We start from the raw sequence: 17,829 nt of genomic DNA, 5'->3' as shown, positions 1-17,829 counted from the left end.
CGAGGGTAGCGGGCGTGCCGGTCGCTTCCCGGCCACCCGGACGGCGGCGGACTCGGTGACAATGGAGGCATGGAGATCCTCTGGTTCCTGTTCGCCCTCGGCCTGCTCGCGGCCGCGCTCGGCCCCGTCCTGCGGCGCAGGCGCGCCGCGCGACCGGCACGCCGCGCCCCGCGGGAGGCCGCCTGGCCGGCCGGCGGGCCGATCAGGCGGGTGCCCGCGGACGCGCCGGACGCCGCCGACCCGGAGGCGTACGGCTTCCTGCGCCAGGAGGAGCTCGACGTGCGGGTGCCTGGGCCCGACGAGGAGCTGCTGCATGTGCTCGACGTGGTGCAGGGCACCCAGCAGTGGGGCGCCGCCTCGCGGCTGCTCGCCGCGACGCCTGCGGACGGCGAGGCGCGCTGGCAGCGGGTGCAGGGGTTCGCGGGCGCGGCCGCGCTCGAACTCGCCGGGCGGCCCGGCGCGGGCGGCAGGTGGCTGCGGGAGTGGCGGGCGGCGGAGCGGAAGGACGCGGGCGGCGCCGCGGTGCAGGCGGAGTTCCTGGTCCAGCAGGCGTGGCGCACCTCGCGGCCCGGCGAGGACGAGTTCCGCATCCTGCTGGAGGAGGCGCGGACGGTGTGCGGCGAGGCGGCGCTGCTCGCGCCGGGCGACCCGGTGCCGTACATCGTGGAGCTGTCCGTCGCGCGCGGCCTCGGCTACCCGCCCGCCGAGTTCGACCGGCTGTGGGCGAAGGTGATGGACCGGGCGCCCGCGCACATGGGCGCGCACCTGGCGGCCCTGCGCTACTGGAGCGCAGCGTGGCACGGCTCGCGGGAGGACGCGGACCGCTTCGCGCGGACGGCGGCCGCCCGCGCGCCGCGGGGCTCGCTGCTCGCGGCGCTGCCGCTGTTCGCGCTGTACGAGCACCTGCCCGAGGTCAACCTGGTCCGGGGCTTCTACCGCAGCGAGGCCGTCACGAAGGCGGTCGCGGGGGCGCTGTACGCGGTGCACTCGGCGCGGCCCGACGACCCGGTGCTGCCGCACGTGCGGCACCTGCTGGTCCTCTTCCTCGTCAGGATGGACCGGTGGGGCGAGGCGATGGCCCAGCTGGTGGCGGTCGACGGGCAGGTGGGCGCCGTGCCGTGGACGCAGAGCGAGGACCCGGCCGCCGCGTACGCGCTCCACCGGGCCCTGGCCGTCGCCGGGTACGAGGCGAACGGCGGCAGCCCCGCCACGCTCCCCCGCTGAGACGCCGCATGGGCGGGCGCCGCGCGTGGTACGCGGGCCGAGGGCGCCCCGGCCGCCAGGGCGCACACTGAAGGGGCCGGACCACCCGCCGGCCGCGCACACCCGCCACCCGAGCACACCGCTCCCGGCCGACCGATTGGACCCCACGTGTCACGCGTCATCCTGGTAGTCCTCATAGGGATCTGCGTCTATTTCTGGTTCAGGTCCCGGCGCGGCGCCGACCGCATGCTCTCGTCGATGACCGGCGGGGGCCGGGCCGTGGCAGGCGACGCGTCGCAGGGCTCCGAGCGCTCCGCCGAGCTGGGCCTGCTGCCCGCCGAGAAGCAGGACACCCGGTACGCGGCGGCGCCGGACCCGGCGGACGAGGTGGCGCTCGCCGCGGTGCGCGCGGGCGACTGGGAGCCCGCCGCCGACCTGCTCGCGGCCCAGGCGGCCGCGAAGGACTGGGAGCGGCGCGCGCTCAGCGTGGAGCTGCTCGGCCGGGAGGCGGCGGCGGGGGCTGCGTGGCTCGACGCCTGGGAGGCGGCGCGGCCGGGCGACGGCGAGGCGGCGCTCGTGCGGGCCGCGGCGGCCGTTCCGGCGGAGCGTCCCGGCGAGGCCCAGGGGGCCCAGGGGCCGCAGGACGGGGCGGCGCGCCACGCGCGTGCGGCCGCGTTGGAGACGGCGAAGCGCGCCAACGCGCAGGACCCGGTGCCGTATGTGGTGGAACTCGCGGGCGCGGCCGCGGCCGACCTGGCGCACGCGGAGGTCAGCGCCCTGTTCAAGGAGGCGGTGGGGCGTGCGCCGTATCTGTACGCGGCGCACGAGGCGGCGCTGCGGTACTGGCTGCCCGGCGGCAAGGGATCGCCCGCGCTCGCCGAGGAGTTCGCCGCGGACGCGGCGGACGGCGCGCCGCTCGGCTCGCTGATGTCGGCGTTCCCGCTGACCGCCTGGTTCGAGGAGCACCTGGACAGCACCCGCGACCCGGAGGAGTACCGGACGGACGAGCTGGCGCGCCTTGTCGACCGGGCGCTGATGGACGCGGCGGCCGCGCCTGCCGCGCACCCGCGGCTGCCCGAACTGCGCCACCTGCTGGCGTACTTCCTCTACAAGCAGGACAGGTTCGACGCGGCCCTCGAACAGTTCAGGCAGGTCGACGGCTATGTGAACGCACTGCCGTGGCGGTACTACGCGCGGGAGGACCTCTATATGCGGGCCCGCGACACGACGGTGCGCAACGCGTCCTGAGGCGCGCGGAGTCCCCGGCGCGCCGGGGCCCGACACGTGGCAGGGGCCCCGTTCTCAGAGCTTCATGGCGAACAGCCCTGCGGGCCGCTCGCGGCGGTAGCCGAGCGAGGCGTTGACCGCGAGCATCGGGGCGTTGTCGTCGGCGACTGAGGTGGACAGCTCCCGCACGCCGGGGTGCTGCTCGTGCAGCACGTCGAGCAGGCGGCGCTTGACCGCGCGGGCGGCGCCCCGGCCCCGGTGGGCGGGGAGTACGGCCGTGTCGCCCTGGGCGGCGCGGGTGTCGCCCGGCGCGTGCAGGACGGCCTCGGTGTACGCGACGACCGCGTCGGAGCCGTCGAGCGCCGCGACCGTGATCAGCAGGCCGCCGCGGGCCTCCACGAGCCGCGCGGCCTCCCGCACCCGGGTCGCGTCCCAGTGCGGCTGCCGCCACGCGGGGTCGCCGCCCGGGGCGTCGACGAGGACGTTGTGCACCTCCGCGAGGGAGCCTGCGAGCGCCTCGGGCGCCGCGCCCGTCCAGTGGGCGAAGCGCAGCCCCTCGGGCAGCGGCAGCTGCGCCGTCGCGGCGAGCGCGGGCTCCACCCGCAGCACGTACCGGGTCAGCGGCAGCACCTTCACGAAGCCGAGGCTGTCCACGAACGCCTCGCCCGCGCCGCCGAGTTCGACCCGGGTGGAGACCGATGTGCGGCCCTCTTCCGCGAGCAGGCCGCGGATGGCCGTCCACAGCCTCGCGCCCACGCCGCCGCGTCTGACGCCCGGGTCGACCACCAGTTTGTGCAGATACGCGGTGTGCTGGTGGGGCGGCCCTGTCCACAGCAGGAGCGACGCCACCCCCTCGTAGGAGCCGTCGTCGGCGACGGCCGCGAGATGCACCTCGCGGCCGTCGAAGGGCTGGACGCCCAGCCTGCCCGCGGTCTCGGAACGGCTGGGCTCGGGCACTGCTGCCGGGACATCACGGATGTGCGCGGCGCTGACCACCGCGTGCCAAGCGTCTATCTCGGCGTCCGAGGGCGGGTTTCCCAGTGTGATCAGCATGTAGAGAACCTACGCGTACGAGGGTGGCGACGCCCCTGGCTTACGGGGTGTCCTGGCGGCAGCCCGGGGCCGGAGGGACCGCGGGCCCCTGCGGGGACGGACACGGCGGACGGCGGGAGCGTACGGACGGACAGTGGGCCGGGTGCTGGCGGACAAGGGGCCGTGCTGTGCGGATCGTGCCGTGCGGGTCAGGCTGCCGCGTTCGCGGTGACCGTGACCCGTCCCTTGCGGATCGTGGCCAGCCTCGGGGCGCGGCGGGCGATGGTGCTGTCGTGAGTGACCATGATGAAGGTCAGGCCGTGCTCTTTCCAGAGCCCCTCCAAGAGTTCCATGATCTCGTCGCGCATCGACTCGTCGAGGTTTCCCGTCGGTTCGTCGGCGAGCAGCACCCTGGGCCGCTTGACGAGGGCCCGCGCGATGGCCACGCGCTGCTGCTGCCCGCCGGAGAGTTCGCCCGGCAGGTGGCCGAGCCGCTCGCCGAGCCCCACCGACTCCAGTGCCTCCGCCGCCTGTTGTCGCCGGGCCGCGCCCTTCGTGCCGAGGGGTACGAGGGCGGTCTCGACGTTCTCCTGCGCGGTGAGCGTGGGGATCAGGTTGAAGCCCTGGAAGACGAAGCCGATGGTCTCGGCCCGCACCCTGGTCAGCCCGGCTTCGGAGAGCGCGCCGAGGTCGGTGCCGTCGAGTGCGACGGTGCCCTCGGTGGGGCGGTCGAGGCCGCCGAGCATCTGCAGCAGCGTGGACTTGCCGCCGCCCGTGGGGCCCTGGATGACGAGTCTGCCGCCGTCCGGGACGGTCAGGTCGACGCCGTCGAGCGCCTAGACGGTCTGCTTGCCGCGCCGGTAGCGCTTGGTGACTCCGGTGAGCTGGTACATCGATGTGGCTCCTGGTGACGGGAGAGGCGACGGAGGTGGAAGGGAGCGGAGAGGGCGGGGAGGCCCGCGGGGCGCCCGGGGCGGGTACGCCGGGCCGCGGCGGGGGGCCCGCGGCCCGGCGTACCGCCCGTACGGCCGACTCGGGCCGTGCGTCTACTCGATGCGGCGCAGCGCGTCCGCCGGGCGCAGCCGGGAGGCGCGCCAGCCGCCGAAGCCGCCGGCGACGAGGCCGCCTGCGACGGCGAGCGCGACGGCGACGGCGATCACGCCCAGCGAGACCGGCGCGGTGAGCGAGACGTGCACGGCCTCGGCCGCGAGCTGCCGCCCCGGGCCGCCCGCGCCGCCACCGCCACCGCCACCGCCGCCGAAGCGGCCCGCGAAGCCGCCGCCGACGGAGCCGCCGCCGGCGAGCTGCGCGGTCAGGCTCGGGCTGATCGCGGTCACCGCGTACGCCCCCGCCAGGCCGAGCGCGATGCCGAGCACACCGCCGATCAGGCCGTTGACCAGGGCCTCGCCCATGACCTGCCGGGTGACGCTGCCGCTCGTCCAGCCGAGCACCTTGAGGGTGCCGAACTCGCGCACGCGGCGGCTGACGGCCGAGGAGGTGAGCAGCCCCGCGACCAGGAAGGCGGCGACGAGCACCGCGACCGAAAGCCACCTGCCGACGTCGGACGCGAGGCCGGAAGCGGTGGACAGCGAGCCGGAGACGGTGGAGGCGAGGTCGGCCGAGGTGGTGACGGTGGTGCCGGGCACGTTCTTCTGCACGGCGGCCTTGACCGCGCCGATCTGCTGCGAGTCGGACGCCTTCACATAGACGGTGGTGACCTTCGCCTTGGCGTCCGCGAGTGCCTGCGCCTTCGCCAGCGGTATGTAGACGTTCGCCGCGGCGTCGCCGCTGTAGGCGGTGGCGAGGCCCACGATCGTGAAGGCGGTGCCGTGGACGGTGAGGCTCTTGCCCACGGCGAGCTTCTTCTGCTTGGCGTAGCCGCTGTCGACGACGGCCACGTCCGCGCCGGTCTCGGACGTCTTGAACGTCCGGCCCGAGGTGATCTTCGAGCTGGTGAGCGGGCCGAGCGCGGGGTCGGTGACGTCCGTGCCGAAGACGGTGCAGGAGTCGACGCTGAAGGAGGCGCCGCCGCCCTGCACCTGGCCCTGGGTGCCGCCGCCTGCTCCCCCGCCGCCGAAGCCGCCGCGGCCGCCACCCTCGCCCTGTGCGGCCTCGCCGCGCTTGAACTGGCCGTCGACCTTGAGGACGTTGAGGCTGAGCCCGCCGGCCGCGGCGGCGACCCCGTGCTGCTTGCCGACCTGGGTGACGGTGGTGTCGGCGAGCGTCTGGAAGCCCTGCACCGTGACGCGGTCGGTGCTCTGGCTGCTCTTGTCGTCGTCGGCCTGGCCGCGGAAGTCGAAGCGCGGGCGGCCGCCGCCGGTGCCCGCGCTGCTGCTCGGGGCGGGGGCCGCCTTGGTGACGGTCATGTCGGTGCCGAGACCGTAGAGGGACGTGAGGACCTTGTCCTGGGCCTTGTTCATGCCCGCGGTGACCGAACTGACCACGATCACCAGCGCGATGCCGAGAGCGAGTCCTGAGGCGACGACGAGGGCCGCTTTTCTGCGGCGTCGCAACTCGCGCCGGAGGTAGGTGACGAACATGGCGTGAAATTACGGGCGGGGCGTGACAGCTTGTTGAGGCTGTGATGAGAGCACCATGAGAAGCGGCGGGGCCCGGCGCTGTGCCCGTACCCACGGTGGGTACGGGCAGAGCGCCGGGCCCTCGGGCTCCGCCCCGCCGGCGCCGGCGCGCGGCCGGTCAGACGGCCGAGCCCGCCTGCCAGTCGGACCAGCTCATGTTCCAGCCGTTGAGGCCGTTGTCGGGCTGGACGGTCTTGTCGTGGGAGTTCTTCACGACGACCACGTCGCCGAGGAGCGAGTGGTCGAAGAACCAGTGCGCGGGCATGTTCGGGTCCTTGGCGCCCTTGACGTCCTGGAGTCCGACGCAGCCGTGGCTGGTGTTGGAGTTGCCGAACACCGAGGACGCGCCCCAGTAGTTGCCGTGCACGAAGGTGCCCGAGTTGGTCAGGCGCATCGCGTCGGGCACGTCCTTGATGTCGTACTCGCCCTTGCCGTCCGAGTCCGTGAAGCCGACCGTCGCGCCGTTCATGCGGGTCTTCTTGTACTTCTCGGAGATGACCATCTGGCCGTTGTACGTGGTGTGGTCGGGCGAGCCCGCGGAGATCGGGATCGTGCGCACGGTCCTGCCGTCCTGCGTGACCACCATGGTGTGGGCCTTGGCGTCGACCGTGCTGACCTGGTTGCGTCCGACGGTGAAGGACACCGTCTTCTGCTGGACGCCGTAGACGCCGTCCGCACCCTGCACGCCGTCGAGGTTGAGCTTGAGGGTGACCTTGCTGCCGGACTTCCAGTAGTCCTGCGGGCGGAAGTCGAGGCGCTGGGAGTTGAACCAGTGGCCGACGACCTGCTGGCCGCTGGTCGAGGAGACCTGGATGTGCGACTGCACGTCCTTCTTGTCGGTGATCGCCTTGTCGAAGTTGATCGACACGGGCATGCCGACGCCGACCGTGGAGCCGTCCTCGGGCGTGAAGTTCCCGATGAAGCTGTTGGCGGGCGAGACGGTGGTGAAGGTGGAGTTCTCGGTCGCGTCGCGGCCCTTGCCGTCCTCGGCGGTCGCCGCGATCTTGTACGTCGTGGAGCGGGAGAGCTGCCCGTCGGGGCTCCAGCTCTTGCCGTCGGCGGCGAGCGTGCCCTTGACCGCGGTGCCGTCGGCCGCGGTCAGGCTCACGTGCGTGAGGGTGCCGTCGGTGACGCTGACCTTGGCCGCGTTGTTGATGCTGGCGTTGTCGGCGCCGTTGCCCGGCGTGATGGATATCTTCGCGTCGGACGTGTCCTGAGCGGCTGCCTTGTCGACGGCCTCCGCCTGCGCGGACTGCTTCGGCGAGGACGAGGCGTCCCCGCCTCCGCTGCCGCCGCTGCACGCCGAGAGCACCAGGACTCCGCCCAGTACCGCGGACGCGGCCGCAATGCTGTTGCGCCGCTTCCTTTCCGTCATCACACGCATCTCCATCATCGCCGAATCCTCTGCCGGCGGCTTCTGCGTACTCCGCCGGTAGCTTCTAAGAACAGCCTTGGCCGGTCGTTCGGTTCCACACCGCGGCGCGATGTGTCCGAGGCCACTGGCGCCGTGGCGCCGCGGTGTGCCGTTCTCTCCTCCCGGCCCCTGCCGGGCCCGGCCGCGGCCGGGCCTGCGGGGCGCCGCAGGACGCGGCGTACCGGCGCTCGGAGCGGGGCCGGGTCTCCCAGGGTGACACGGTTTCCGCGCGACTCGTGACGCCTCGTCCGGATCGGGGAGCGTTCAGGACGTGGGTCCTGGACCGAGGTCCAGGACCCGGCGGTGGACGCGGTGTGTCCGGCCGTGCACGCGGCGTAGGAGAAGCGGAGCGCGACTTTCCCCGGCGGGGGCGGGTTCACTAGCATCGGCCCACCCCGCCAATTCGGCTTCGTCACAAGGGGATCGATCTCGTGCCCGTCGCCTCCCGCTCCGCCGCGTTCCGTCCGCTCGTCACCGCAGGTGCCGCCGGGGTGATGCTCTGCGGTCTCTTCTTCGTCCCCTCCGCGCACGGCGAGGGTCAGCGTGGTGAGACACCGCACAAGGACGGAAGGACCGCGGTCTCCACCGGCCTGGTCCACGGCGACCGGGACACCGCGGCCGCCGCGCAGGGCTCGGCGCCCGGCGGCGAAGGACCCGCGCCCGACGCCGGTGCGGGGGCGCCGGGCGCGCGGGCCTCGCGCCAGCTCGCGCTGGGCGAGGCGCCCGCGAGCGACGCGACGCCCTATGTGATCGGCGCCGCGGGCGTGCTGTGCGTGGGCGCCGGGTACGGCGCGCGCGTGGTGCGCCGCAGGAGCGGAGCGGCCTGAGACCCGCCGGGCGGCCGCCGGGGCCGACCGCTCAGGCCAGCGGGCCCGTGACCGGCTCGGCTGCGCCGACCAGCGCGCCCGAGCGTACGAACGCGTCGGCGGCCGCCAGGTCGGGCGCGAGGAACCGGTCGGGGCCCGCGCCCCGCACCCCTGCGGCGCGCAGCGCCTCGATGACGGCCGCGCTCGCCGGCGCGGCCGTCAGGCCGGAGCCCGGTCCCGTGCGCAGCTCGATCGCCCGCGTCGCCGCGTACAGCTCGACGGCGACGACCCGGGTCAGGTTGTCCACGGCGGTGCGCAGCTTGCGGGCCGCCGACCAGCCCATGGAGACGTGGTCCTCCTGCATCGCGGACGACGGGATGGAGTCGGCCGACGCCGGGTTGGCGAGCCGCTTCAACTCGCTGACCAGGGCGGCCTGCGTGTACTGAGCGATCATCAGGCCCGAGTCCACGCCCGGGTCGTCGGCGAGGAACGCCGGCAGGCCGTGCGAGCGGTTCTTGTCGAGCAGCCGGTCGGTGCGGCGCTCGGCGATGGAGGCGAGGTCGGCTGCGGCGATCGCGAGGAAGTCGAGCACGTACGCGACGGGCGCGCCGTGGAAGTTGCCGTTCGACTCGACCCGGCCGTCCGCGAGGACCACGGGGTTGTCGACGGCGGCGGCGAGCTCGCGCTCCGCGACGGTGGCGGCGTGGCCGAGGGTGTCCCGGCCCGCGCCCGCCACCTGCGGCGCGCAGCGCACCGAGTACGCGTCCTGGACGCGCGGCGCCTCGTCCTCCTGGAAGTGCCCGGTGAGGCCGGAACCTGCCAGTATGCGCAGCATGTTGGCGGCGCTCGCGGCCTGGCCCGGGTGCGGGCGCACGGCGTGCAGCTCGGGCGCGAGCACGCCCTGCGAGCCGAGCAGCGCCTCCAGGCTGAGGGCGGCGGTGATGTCGGCCGAGGTGTAGAGGCGGCCGAGGTCGGCGAGGGCGAGCACCAGCATGCCGAGCATGCCGTCGGTGCCGTTGAGGAGGGCGAGCCCCTCCTTCTCGCGCAGCTCGACGGGGGCGATGCCGTGCTCGGCGAGCAGCTCGCCCGCGGGCCGCACGACCCCGTCGGGGCCCTCGGCCTCGCCCTCGCCCATCAGGGCGAGCGCGCAGTGGGAGAGCGGCGCGAGGTCGCCCGAGCAGCCGAGGGAGCCGTACTCGTGGACGACGGGCGTGATGCCCGCGTTCAGCACGTCGGCCATGGTCTGCGCGACCTCGGGCCGTACGCCGGTGTGCCCGGAGGCGAGCGTCTTCAGCCGCAGGAACATCAGCGCGCGCACCACCTCGCGCTCCACGCGCGGGCCCATGCCGGCCGCGTGGCTGCGCACGATGTTGCGCTGGAGCTGCGCGCGGAGGTCCTGCCCGATGTGGCGGGTGGCGAGCGCGCCGAAGCCGGTCGAGACGCCGTAGACGGGGTCGGGCTTGGCCGCGAGTGCGTCCACCACGGCACGGGCGGCGGCGAGCGCTTCCAGCGCCCCGGTGCCGAGCTCCACACGGGCGCCCTCGCGGGCGACGGCGACGACGTCCTGCGCGGTGACGCCCGACGTCCCCACCACAACGGTATGCATATCCATATTCAGCAGCGTACGGACTGAATCAGCCCCTGTCACCGTCCGGTCCAGGACCGGGGCCGGAGCGCGGCCCAGGACCGGAGCCGGGGCCCGGGTCCGGGTCCGGCGGCGGGAGGGGTGGGCGGGTGTCGCGGAAGTGGCGGCGTGCGCCCTCCGCGGGAGGCGGCGTGTCCGGGGCCGCGTCGGCCAGCCGGATCGCCACGCCGTCGCGGCCGGCGACGACCGGCACGGCCGCGTGCTCGGCCTTCGCCCGGTACTGCGCGGCGTCCGCGAGCCGGAACAGCCGCCGCGCCGAGCCCACCTGCCCGATCGGGTCGGCCGTGGAGGCGACCCCGCAGGCCACGCCGTCGCCCAGGTCGAGCGCGCCCGCGCGCAGGCACAGCTCGTCCGCGACGACGATCACCTCGTCCGCGCCCGGCCCCACCGTCAGCAGGCAGAACTCGTCGCCGCCGAGGCGGGCGGCGAGCGCGCCGGGCAGCTTCGCCGCGCAGACGGAGAGCACCGAGGCGAATCGTTCCAGCAGCTGGTCGCCCACCGCGTGGCCGTAGGTGTCGTTGACGGTCTTGAGGCCGTTCACGTCGCACACGACGAGGCTGACCACACTGCCCTCCGCGCGGTGCCGCGCGATCGCCTCGTCGAGCCCCGCGTCGACCGCGCGGCGGTTGGCGAGCCCGGTCAGCGCGTCGGTGAAGGCGAGCCGCCTGACCTCTTCGAGCCGCTCGGTCTGCGCGATGCCCGCGGCGACGACCGACGCGATCACCGTGGCGAAGTCGGCGTCGTCGGGGCCGTAGACGGGCGCGCCGACCGGCCGCGCCACGTACAGCTCGCCCCAGGCCGTGCCGTGCAGGAGGATCGGCGCGACCACGCAGCAGCCGCGGCCCCTGCGGCGCAGCGCGGCCACCCGCTGGTGGCAGTAGCCGGGGTCGCCGCCCGCCGGCCCCGCCGCGGTCTCCACCCAGGCGTGGGGCCCGCCGCCGCCCGCCCACTTCTCGTGCAGGAACTCCGCGATCTCCGGGAACTGATGCACCGGGTACGCCTCGTCCTCGGGGAACTCCTCCTCGCCCGCCGCCCGCTCCCCCGCGTTCACCAGGACCCTGAGCCTGCCGAGGTCGCGCTCCCACACCGAGAGCGCCGCGAAGCTGCCGCCCAGGGCGGCGCGCCCGCCCTGGGCCGCGGCCCGCCAGGACTGGTGCGGCGACTGCGCGGCGGCCATGCCCTGGGCGAGCGCCACCATGGCGCGCATGCGTACATCTACTCCCATAACCCCACCTTAGGGTGGTTCGGGAGATTTCGATCACTTGGAGCGAGGGGCGACTACGCAGGGTGCACGCCGCAGGTCCCGCGCGTGCTCACTCACCCGGCCAGCGGGGCGCGCGCTTCTCGTTGAACGCGGCCACGCCCTCCGCCCGGTCGCCGGAGAACGCGACGGAGCGCCACGCCGCGTCCTCCACTTCGAGGCCCGTGCGCAGGTCGAGCCCGTGCCCGAGCCGCAGGGCGCGCTTGGCCGCGCGCAGCCCGACCGGGGAGTTGGCGGCGATACGCGCGGCCAGCGCGAGCGCCTCGCCCCGGTCCTGCCCCTCGGCGGCGAGGATGTCGACGAGCCCCAGCTCGCGCGCCTCGGCCGCGGCCACCTTGCGCGCGGTGAAGACAAGTTCGGCGGCGCGTGCCGCGCCGACGCGGCGGGGCAGCAACTGCGTGCCGCCGCCGCCGGGGATCACGCCGACCGACACCTCGGGCATGCCGACGACCGTCGTCGGGTCGGCGACGATCACGTCGCAGGAGAGCGCGAGCTCGAAGCCGCCGCCCAGCGCGAAGCCGTGCACGGCGGCGACGGTCGGCATCGGCAGTTCGAGCACCCCGGTGTACGCGGCGCGCCCCACGGGCCGCTGCCGCATCAGGTCGGCGTCGCTGAAGCGCGCCCGCTCCTTGAGGTCGGCCCCGACGCAGAACGCGCGCGGGTGGCTCGACGCCACCACCACGACCCGCGCCGACCGGTCGGCGGCGAGCGCCCCGCAGGCTTCGGCGACGGCGCCCGCCATCGCGGTGGACACCGCGTTCATCGCCTCGGGCCGGTCGAGCAGCAGCTCGGCCACGTGCCCCCCGTCCCCGTGCCGCCGCACCTCGACGAACCCCCCGAACCGCCCCTCGACCCCGCCGCTGTCACCCATGCACCCTCCCGCACTCGCCGCCGGAGCCCCGATGTTAACGACGGTTCACCCCCTTGCCCAGCACGCCCGGAGCAACGCGGCGAGCGCGGCAGCCCCTATGAACGGGACCGATAACGTGAAGACACGAATGCGGGAAGTGGAGTCAGAGATCGCCGTAGTCCAGAAGCCCGTTCTCCAGGACATGGCGACGGAAACCACCTGGACCGAAGGGCAGGAAGTACTCACCCTGCAAGAGGTGGTCGGCCAGCTCCTCGACCATCGCGATCGTGAGCTTTTTCGCGCGAACAGCTTCGCACAACACCGGGACAGTCGCCGTGACTTTTAATCCGCTCTCCTCCGCGATCCGGCGCGGCGTCGCATCGTCCACGACGATTTCACAGCCATAGACTTCACCCATGGCAAGAACCCCGCATTCACCGACGTTCTTGCCACCCGCAACCAACCGGTCGCGATATCGAGAAAAAGCCTCCACATATTCGAAGGAGGTCGATCGGTGGACATGGATCCAATCGGCGTCGAGGGTCTGACGTACAGCAGATAACCGATCGGCGGCATCGTTGAGCTCGCGTTCGACGCTGTCGGGAATATATACGGGGCGGCCCCCCGCGAGAAATCGCAGGACCCCCAACCACCCCTGTGCCGCAAAATGGCGCAATGGTCCGGTATCGAAAACCCAGGCACTATCGGGCACTGTCACGATACGTACTTCCAGATTTCGTCCGGCCTGCGCGCCCGAATGCCCGGCAGGTCCCCCTCGTCGAACGTACCTTGCAGTAGTTCGAGGGCCCGATCACGACTGATTCGCTCACCCCGCACGAGCTGCAACACCGCGAGCGCGAAATTTCGAGGAACCTCGGTCCCCTCCAATTCCTCCAGAGGGACGTTCAGATTCATCTCGACAATATCGGTCTGGGTCGTGCGGAACCCGCGTACCGCCTCAGTTGTCTCGGCGTCAGCCAGCCCCAGTTCCTTGAGCCGGGTCGCCAGCGTCGCCATGTCCACCCGGAATCGACTGGCCAGCAGGATCGCCGCACCGCGCTCGTCACGCAGAGCCACCTCCTCCTGCCATTTCCGGCCGACCTCAGCCGCAGGGAGCAGGAGGGCACGCGCGAAACGATCGAGGCGCGACTCCACCGGAACGTCACGATCGGGATGCGCCGCCACTCGCCAGTCAACGGTGTAGTCGTCGGCGATCAGGTAGTGGCCGAGTTCATGCGCAAGCGCGAGCCGCCTGCGGCCGACCTTCATGTGACTGTTGACAAGGCTGACGCCTCCGCGGCGCAACAAGACCGTCCCGGCGTCGGCGGTGTCCTTTCCGATGTCGCGGGAGAATGCCAGGAGCCCGATGCCGGCAACCCGGTCGGACAGCCGATAGATCGGGTCGCCTTCCGGAACCTTCATCAACGCCCGCGCTCCCGCCGCGAGTTTCTCTGCCTCGGACCCAGTCACGGGTGGCACGATGCCGACTTGGGCGACGACGTCAGCAGCATCGAGTCCCAGTTCGCCGACCCCCAGCCCATCGATGAACTCGACCTCACCCGCCAGCTTCGCGAGCAGGGTGTCGATCTGCGAGTCGACCGTGTCCAGGCCTTGACTGGACCTGTGCGAGACAAGTGCCGGGGTGGGCTCCTCGAAGAACGCGGACATGCGGACATCGAGTACGGCGGCAATGTCGGACAACTCCAGGGCCGTAACCTTGCGGAAACCCCCTTCGATCTTGTTCACCACCGTGCGCTCCAGGCCCACCGCCCGCCCGAGATCCTCTTGGCTCATGTCAACACGCTTGCGGGCATCCCTGATGCGCTCACCAAGCATGCGTGCGTCGACGTCTGCCATGTGTGCGATTCTCGCACGTTACTCACCCGGGTGTCGCCCCACGCCAGGCAGACGGGAAGCCCGCCCCCGGAGCCACGCGTTCCGATACGCCCCCGCGGCCCCCTGTCGACCCCCTCTGAACGGTTGGGCTGACCATATGCACTATGCCCGTCTTCGTCACTGTGGATCACATCACGTTTACTGTGCGCACTCGCATTCTCGATCGCAAATAAGTACGCTGAGGCAACCAACTCTGAGAACAACGGTGTTTCTCGGCACACGGCACCGCAACGAGACAAGCTGGTGAAGCAGTGAGCACGGAGTCGAAGGTCAGCGATGACCAGGGGGAACAGTCGGCCGCCGCGGGCGGGGACGAGGCGTGGCGCAGTGAGGGGCTGCCCTCGGAGGCGGTCTCCGAGGCCGCGCGGGCGCCCGGCCTCTCGCTCGGTCAGACCCTTGAGCGCGTCATGCGGGGCTACGCGGACCGGCCCGCGCTCGGCCGCCGCGCCACGGAGGTCGTGAGAGACCCCGCGTCGGGCCGGAACACGCTTCGGCTGCTGCCGAGGTTCGAGACCGTCTCCTACGGCGAGCTCTGGTCGCGCGCCGCGGCGCTCGCCACCGCGTGGGCCACCCCGTCCGACGGCGCCGCCGACAGCATCCCCGCCCTGCGCCCCGGCGACTTCGTGGCCACCATCGGCTTCACGAGCGACGCGTACCTGACCGTGGACCTCGCCGCCGTGTACCTGGGCGCGCCCCAGGTGCCCCTCCAGCCCACCGCGCCGGTGTCGCAGCTGCTGCCGATTTTGGAGGAGACCGGGCCACGGCTCCTCGCCACCAGCACCACCTGCCTGGAGAAGGCCGTGGAGCTGGCCCTCACCGCCGCGTCGGCGCCGCGGATCGTGGTCTTCGACCACCACCCGGAGGACGACGGCGAGCGCGCGGTGTACGAGGCCGCGGCGCGCCGCCTCGGCGAGGCCGGGCGCGGCCTGGTCACGCTGGAGGAGCTGATCGCGCGCGGCCGGTCCCTGCCCGCCGTGCCGCTGCACGTGCCCGAGCCGGGCGACGACCCGCTGAGCCTGCTCATCTACACCTCGGGCAGCACCGGTGCCCCCAAGGGCGCGATCTACCGCGAGAGCATCCTGCGGGGCTACTGGACCGGCGCCTTCCCCGGCATCGAGGGCGTCCCCGCGGTGACCGTCAGCTACATGCCGATGAGCCACATGTTCGGCCGCGTCACGATCCTGGCCACGCTCGGCATGGGCGGCCTCAACCACTTCACGGCGCGCAGCGACCTGTCGACCCTGTTCGAGGACATCGCGCTGGCCCGGCCGACCGACCTGCTCGCGGTGCCGCGCATCTTCGACATGCTGTTCCAGGAGTACCAGGGCGAACGGGACAGGCGCGAGGGCGAGTTCGCCGACGAGGAGCAGCTCGAAGCGGCCCTGCTCGCGGACCTGCGCGAGCGGTTCCTCGGCGGCCGGGTGCACCGGGCCGTCGTCGGCAGCGCGCCGATCTCCCGGGAGATGAAGGCGTTCGCCGAGTCCTGCCTCGGCCTGCCGCTGCACGACGGCTACGGGTCGACCGAGGCCGGCATGGTGATCATGGACGGCAGGGTGCAGCGGCCGCCCGTGCTGGAGTACAAGCTCGTCGACGTGCCGGAACTCGGCTACTTCCACACGGATCTGCCCCACCCGCGCGGCGAACTCCTCCTGCGGACGCGGAGCATCTTCCCCGGCTACTACAAGCGGCCCGACACCACCGCCTCGGTCTTCGACGCCGAGGGCTTCTACAAGACCGGCGACATCATGGCCGAGACCGCCCCCGACCAGCTCGTCTACCTGGACCGGCGCAACAACGTCCAGAAGCTGTCCCAGGGCGAGTTCGTCGCGGTCTCCAAGGTCGAGTCGGTGTTCACCGCGAACCCGCTGATCCGCCAGATCTACGTGTACGGCAGCAGCGAGCAGCCGTACCTCCTCGCCGTCGTCGTGCCCTCCCCGTCGGCGCTGCGCGCCGCCGGGGGCGCGGACGACCTCAAGCGCCTGCTCGCCGACGCGCTGCAGCGCACCGCGCAGGACGCCGGCCTCGAGTCGTACGAGACCCCGCGCGACTTCCTGGTCGAGACCGAGCCGTTCACCACGGCTAACGGCATGCTCTCCGACCTCAGGAAGCTGCTGCGGCCCCGGCTGCGGGAGCGCTACGGCGAGCGCCTCGAAGCGCTCTACGCCGAACTCGCCCGCAGCCAGAGCGAGCAGCTGCGCGCGCTGCGCCAGGGCGGCGCCGGCCGGCCGGTGTACGAGACGGTGGCGCGCGCGGCGCAGGCGCTCCTCGGCTGCCCCGGCACCGACGTCCACCCCGGTGTCCGCTTCACCGACCTGGGCGGCGACTCGCTGTCCGCGCTGTCGTTCTCGAACCTGCTCAAGGAGACCTTCGGCGTCGAGGTCCCGGTGGGCCTGGTCATCGGTCCCGCGGCCACCCTGCGCTCGCTCACCGACCACGTGGAGGCCCAGCTCGCCACCGGCGCCGACCGCCCCACGTTCACCTCGGTGCACGGCGCCGACGCCGTCGAGATCCACGCGGGCGACCTGAGCCTGGAGAAGTTCATCGACCCCGCGGTCCTCCAGGCGGCGGCCGCGCTGCCGCGGCCGGGCGGCGAGCCGCCGCGCACGGTGCTGCTGACCGGCGCGACGGGCTACCTCGGCCGGTTCATGTGCGTCGACTGGCTCGAACGCCTCGCCGAGCGCGGCGGGAAGCTGGTGTGCGTGGTGCGCGGCGCCGACGACGCGGCGGCCCGCAAGCGGCTCGACGACACCTTCGACACCGGCGACCCCGAACTCCTGCGCCACTACCGCGAGCTGGCCGCCGGCCACCTGGAGGTCGTCGCGGGCGACCTGGGCGAGGCGCGCCTCGGGCTCGACCTGGCGACCTGGGACCGGCTCGCGGGCGAGGTCGACGCGGTCATGCACCCGGGCGCCCTCGTCAACCACGTCCTGCCGTACGAGCAGCTGTTCGGCCCGAACGTGGTGGGCACCGCCGAGCTGATCAGGTTCGCCGTGACCGGCCGGATCAAGCCGTTCACCAACGTCTCGACCATCGCCGTGGGCGACCAGGCCGACCAGGACGCCTTCGACGAGGTCTCCGACATCCGCGTGCTCAGCCCGGTGCGCAAGTGCGACGACTCGTACGCCAACGGCTACGCGATGAGCAAGTGGGCGGGCGAGGTGCTGCTGCGCGAGGCGCACGACGCGTGCGGGCTGCCGGTCTCGGTGTTCCGCTCGGACATGATCCTCACGCACAGCCGCTACACGGGGCAGCTCAACCTGCCCGACATGTTCACCCGGCTCATCCTGAGCCTGGTGGCCACGGGCGTCGCACCTGCGTCCTTCTACCGGCTCGACCGGGACGGCAACCGGCAGCGCGCCCACTACGACGGGCTGCCCGCCGACTTCAGCGCGCGGGCCGTCGACGTCATCGGCGCGGCCAACACCGCGGGGTACCGCACGTACCACGTCCTCAACCCGCACCAGGACGGGCTCTCCCTCGACACGTACGTCGACTGGCTCGCGGCCGACGGCCACGCCATGACCCGCATCGACGACTACGACGAGTGGCTCGGCCGGTTCTCCACCGCGCTGCGCGCCCTGCCCGAGGCGCAGCGCAGGCAGTCCCTGCTGCCGCTGCTGCACTCGTACGAGACGCCCGGCGTCCCGCTCGACCAGGGGGCGGCGCCCGCCGACGAGTTCCGGCGCGCGGTGCGCGCGGCGGGCATCGAGGGGTACGACGACATCCCGCACGTCACCCCCGAGCTGATCACCAAGTACGTCAGCGACCTGCGGCAGCTCGGGCTGCTCTGACCGCTCGGGCCTGGGCCGGCGCGGCGCGGCGGGGCGGGGCGGGGCGTACCGCGGCGGGGTCGGGCGTGCCCCCGCTCTCGACGGCGCGGACCGCCGCGAGCAGGTCGGCGGCCCGGCCGCTGAGC

At 73.2% G+C, this 17,829-nt stretch carries 12 protein-coding genes and 1 pseudogene; 4 read left to right on the top strand and 9 right to left on the bottom strand.

Annotated elements, in window-relative coordinates:
- Window positions 1–69 precede the first annotated feature (69 nt).
- Together AB0910_RS09210 and AB0910_RS09205 are read left to right on the top strand one after the other, a co-directional pair.
- Window positions 70–1,224: a hypothetical protein gene (locus AB0910_RS09210; protein WP_366743905.1), complete on the top strand. Its 1,155-nt coding sequence runs from the start codon at window positions 70–72 to the stop codon at window positions 1,222–1,224.
- 147 nt (window positions 1,225–1,371) lie between these two features.
- On the top strand, window positions 1,372–2,451 hold the full coding sequence (locus AB0910_RS09205; protein WP_366743904.1) for a hypothetical protein: 1,080 nt from the start codon (window positions 1,372–1,374) through the stop codon (window positions 2,449–2,451).
- 54 nt (window positions 2,452–2,505) lie between these two features.
- Here the strand turns inward: AB0910_RS09205 and AB0910_RS09200 are convergent, their stop codons facing one another.
- The 4 genes and pseudogenes from AB0910_RS09200 to AB0910_RS09185 form a co-directional block, all read right to left on the bottom strand.
- Window positions 2,506–3,483 carry a GNAT family N-acetyltransferase gene (locus tag AB0910_RS09200; RefSeq protein ID WP_366743903.1) on the bottom strand — a complete coding sequence of 326 codons (978 nt, stop codon included), beginning with the start codon at window positions 3,481–3,483 and terminating at the stop codon, window positions 2,506–2,508.
- Window positions 3,484–3,671: 188 nt separating this feature from the next.
- Window positions 3,672–4,355: pseudogene (locus AB0910_RS09195) on the bottom strand (ABC transporter ATP-binding protein).
- Between the two features lie 153 nt (window positions 4,356–4,508).
- Window positions 4,509–6,002, bottom strand: a complete 1,494-nt coding sequence (locus AB0910_RS09190) for an ABC transporter permease (protein WP_366743902.1) — start codon at window positions 6,000–6,002, stop codon at window positions 4,509–4,511.
- A 157-nt stretch (window positions 6,003–6,159) separates the two neighbouring features.
- Window positions 6,160–7,431, bottom strand: coding sequence for an Ig-like domain-containing protein (locus tag AB0910_RS09185; protein ID WP_366744103.1), 1,272 nt, complete (start codon window positions 7,429–7,431; stop codon window positions 6,160–6,162).
- 455 nt (window positions 7,432–7,886) lie between these two features.
- Between AB0910_RS09185 and AB0910_RS09180 the strand changes: the two genes are divergently transcribed.
- Window positions 7,887–8,282 carry a hypothetical protein gene (locus tag AB0910_RS09180; protein WP_366743901.1) on the top strand — a complete coding sequence of 132 codons (396 nt, stop codon included), beginning with the start codon at window positions 7,887–7,889 and terminating at the stop codon, window positions 8,280–8,282.
- Between the two features lie 31 nt (window positions 8,283–8,313).
- Here AB0910_RS09180 and hutH read toward each other — a convergent pair whose 3' ends face one another.
- The 5 genes from hutH to AB0910_RS09155 form a co-directional block, all read right to left on the bottom strand.
- The gene (gene hutH / locus AB0910_RS09175) at window positions 8,314–9,873 is read right to left on the bottom strand and encodes a histidine ammonia-lyase (protein WP_366743900.1); all 1,560 of its coding nucleotides are present in this window, start codon (window positions 9,871–9,873) and stop codon (window positions 8,314–8,316) included.
- Between the two features lie 22 nt (window positions 9,874–9,895).
- Window positions 9,896–11,131, bottom strand: a complete 1,236-nt coding sequence (locus AB0910_RS09170) for a sensor domain-containing diguanylate cyclase (protein WP_366743899.1) — start codon at window positions 11,129–11,131, stop codon at window positions 9,896–9,898.
- An 88-nt stretch (window positions 11,132–11,219) separates the two neighbouring features.
- A complete protein-coding gene (locus tag AB0910_RS09165; RefSeq protein ID WP_366743898.1) occupies window positions 11,220–12,038 on the bottom strand; it encodes an enoyl-CoA hydratase-related protein in 819 nt (272 codons plus the stop codon).
- A gap of 142 nt (window positions 12,039–12,180) precedes the next feature.
- Window positions 12,181–12,735, bottom strand: coding sequence for a hypothetical protein (locus AB0910_RS09160; RefSeq protein WP_366743897.1), 555 nt, complete (start codon window positions 12,733–12,735; stop codon window positions 12,181–12,183).
- Entirely contained in the window at window positions 12,732–13,874 is a 1,143-nt protein-coding gene (locus AB0910_RS09155) for an XRE family transcriptional regulator (RefSeq protein ID WP_366743896.1), read from the bottom strand. The genes AB0910_RS09160 and AB0910_RS09155 overlap by 4 nt, the downstream gene beginning before the upstream one ends.
- 290 nt (window positions 13,875–14,164) lie before the next feature.
- Here AB0910_RS09155 and car point away from each other — a divergent pair, with 290 nt between their 5' ends.
- Entirely contained in the window at window positions 14,165–17,704 is a 3,540-nt protein-coding gene (gene car / locus AB0910_RS09150) for a carboxylic acid reductase (RefSeq protein WP_366743895.1), read from the top strand.
- Window positions 17,705–17,829: the final 125 nt, after the last annotated feature.

The sequence above is a fragment of the Streptomyces sp. NPDC047002 genome, from assembly GCF_040704505.1.
In the GTDB taxonomy this organism is placed as follows: Bacteria; Actinomycetota; Actinomycetes; order Streptomycetales; family Streptomycetaceae; genus Streptomyces.
This window is presented reverse-complemented; position numbering and strand designations above follow the sequence as displayed.

Bases quoted from the DNA above. Each gene is read 5' to 3' on its own strand.
- AB0910_RS09210 (WP_366743905.1), top strand. From the start codon at position 70: ATGGAGATCCTCTGGTTCCTGTTCGCCCTCGGCCTGCTCGCGGCCGCG.
- AB0910_RS09200 (WP_366743903.1), bottom strand. From the start codon at position 3,483: ATGCTGATCACACTGGGAAACCCGCCCTCGGACGCCGAGATAGACGCT.
- AB0910_RS09190 (WP_366743902.1), bottom strand. From the start codon at position 6,002: ATGTTCGTCACCTACCTCCGGCGCGAGTTGCGACGCCGCAGAAAAGCG.
- AB0910_RS09185 (WP_366744103.1), bottom strand. From the start codon at position 7,431: ATGGAGATGCGTGTGATGACGGAAAGGAAGCGGCGCAACAGCATTGCG.
- hutH (WP_366743900.1), bottom strand. From the start codon at position 9,873: ATGGATATGCATACCGTTGTGGTGGGGACGTCGGGCGTCACCGCGCAG.
- AB0910_RS09170 (WP_366743899.1), bottom strand. From the start codon at position 11,131: ATGGGAGTAGATGTACGCATGCGCGCCATGGTGGCGCTCGCCCAGGGC.
- AB0910_RS09165 (WP_366743898.1), bottom strand. From the start codon at position 12,038: ATGGGTGACAGCGGCGGGGTCGAGGGGCGGTTCGGGGGGTTCGTCGAG.
- AB0910_RS09155 (WP_366743896.1), bottom strand. From the start codon at position 13,874: ATGGCAGACGTCGACGCACGCATGCTTGGTGAGCGCATCAGGGATGCC.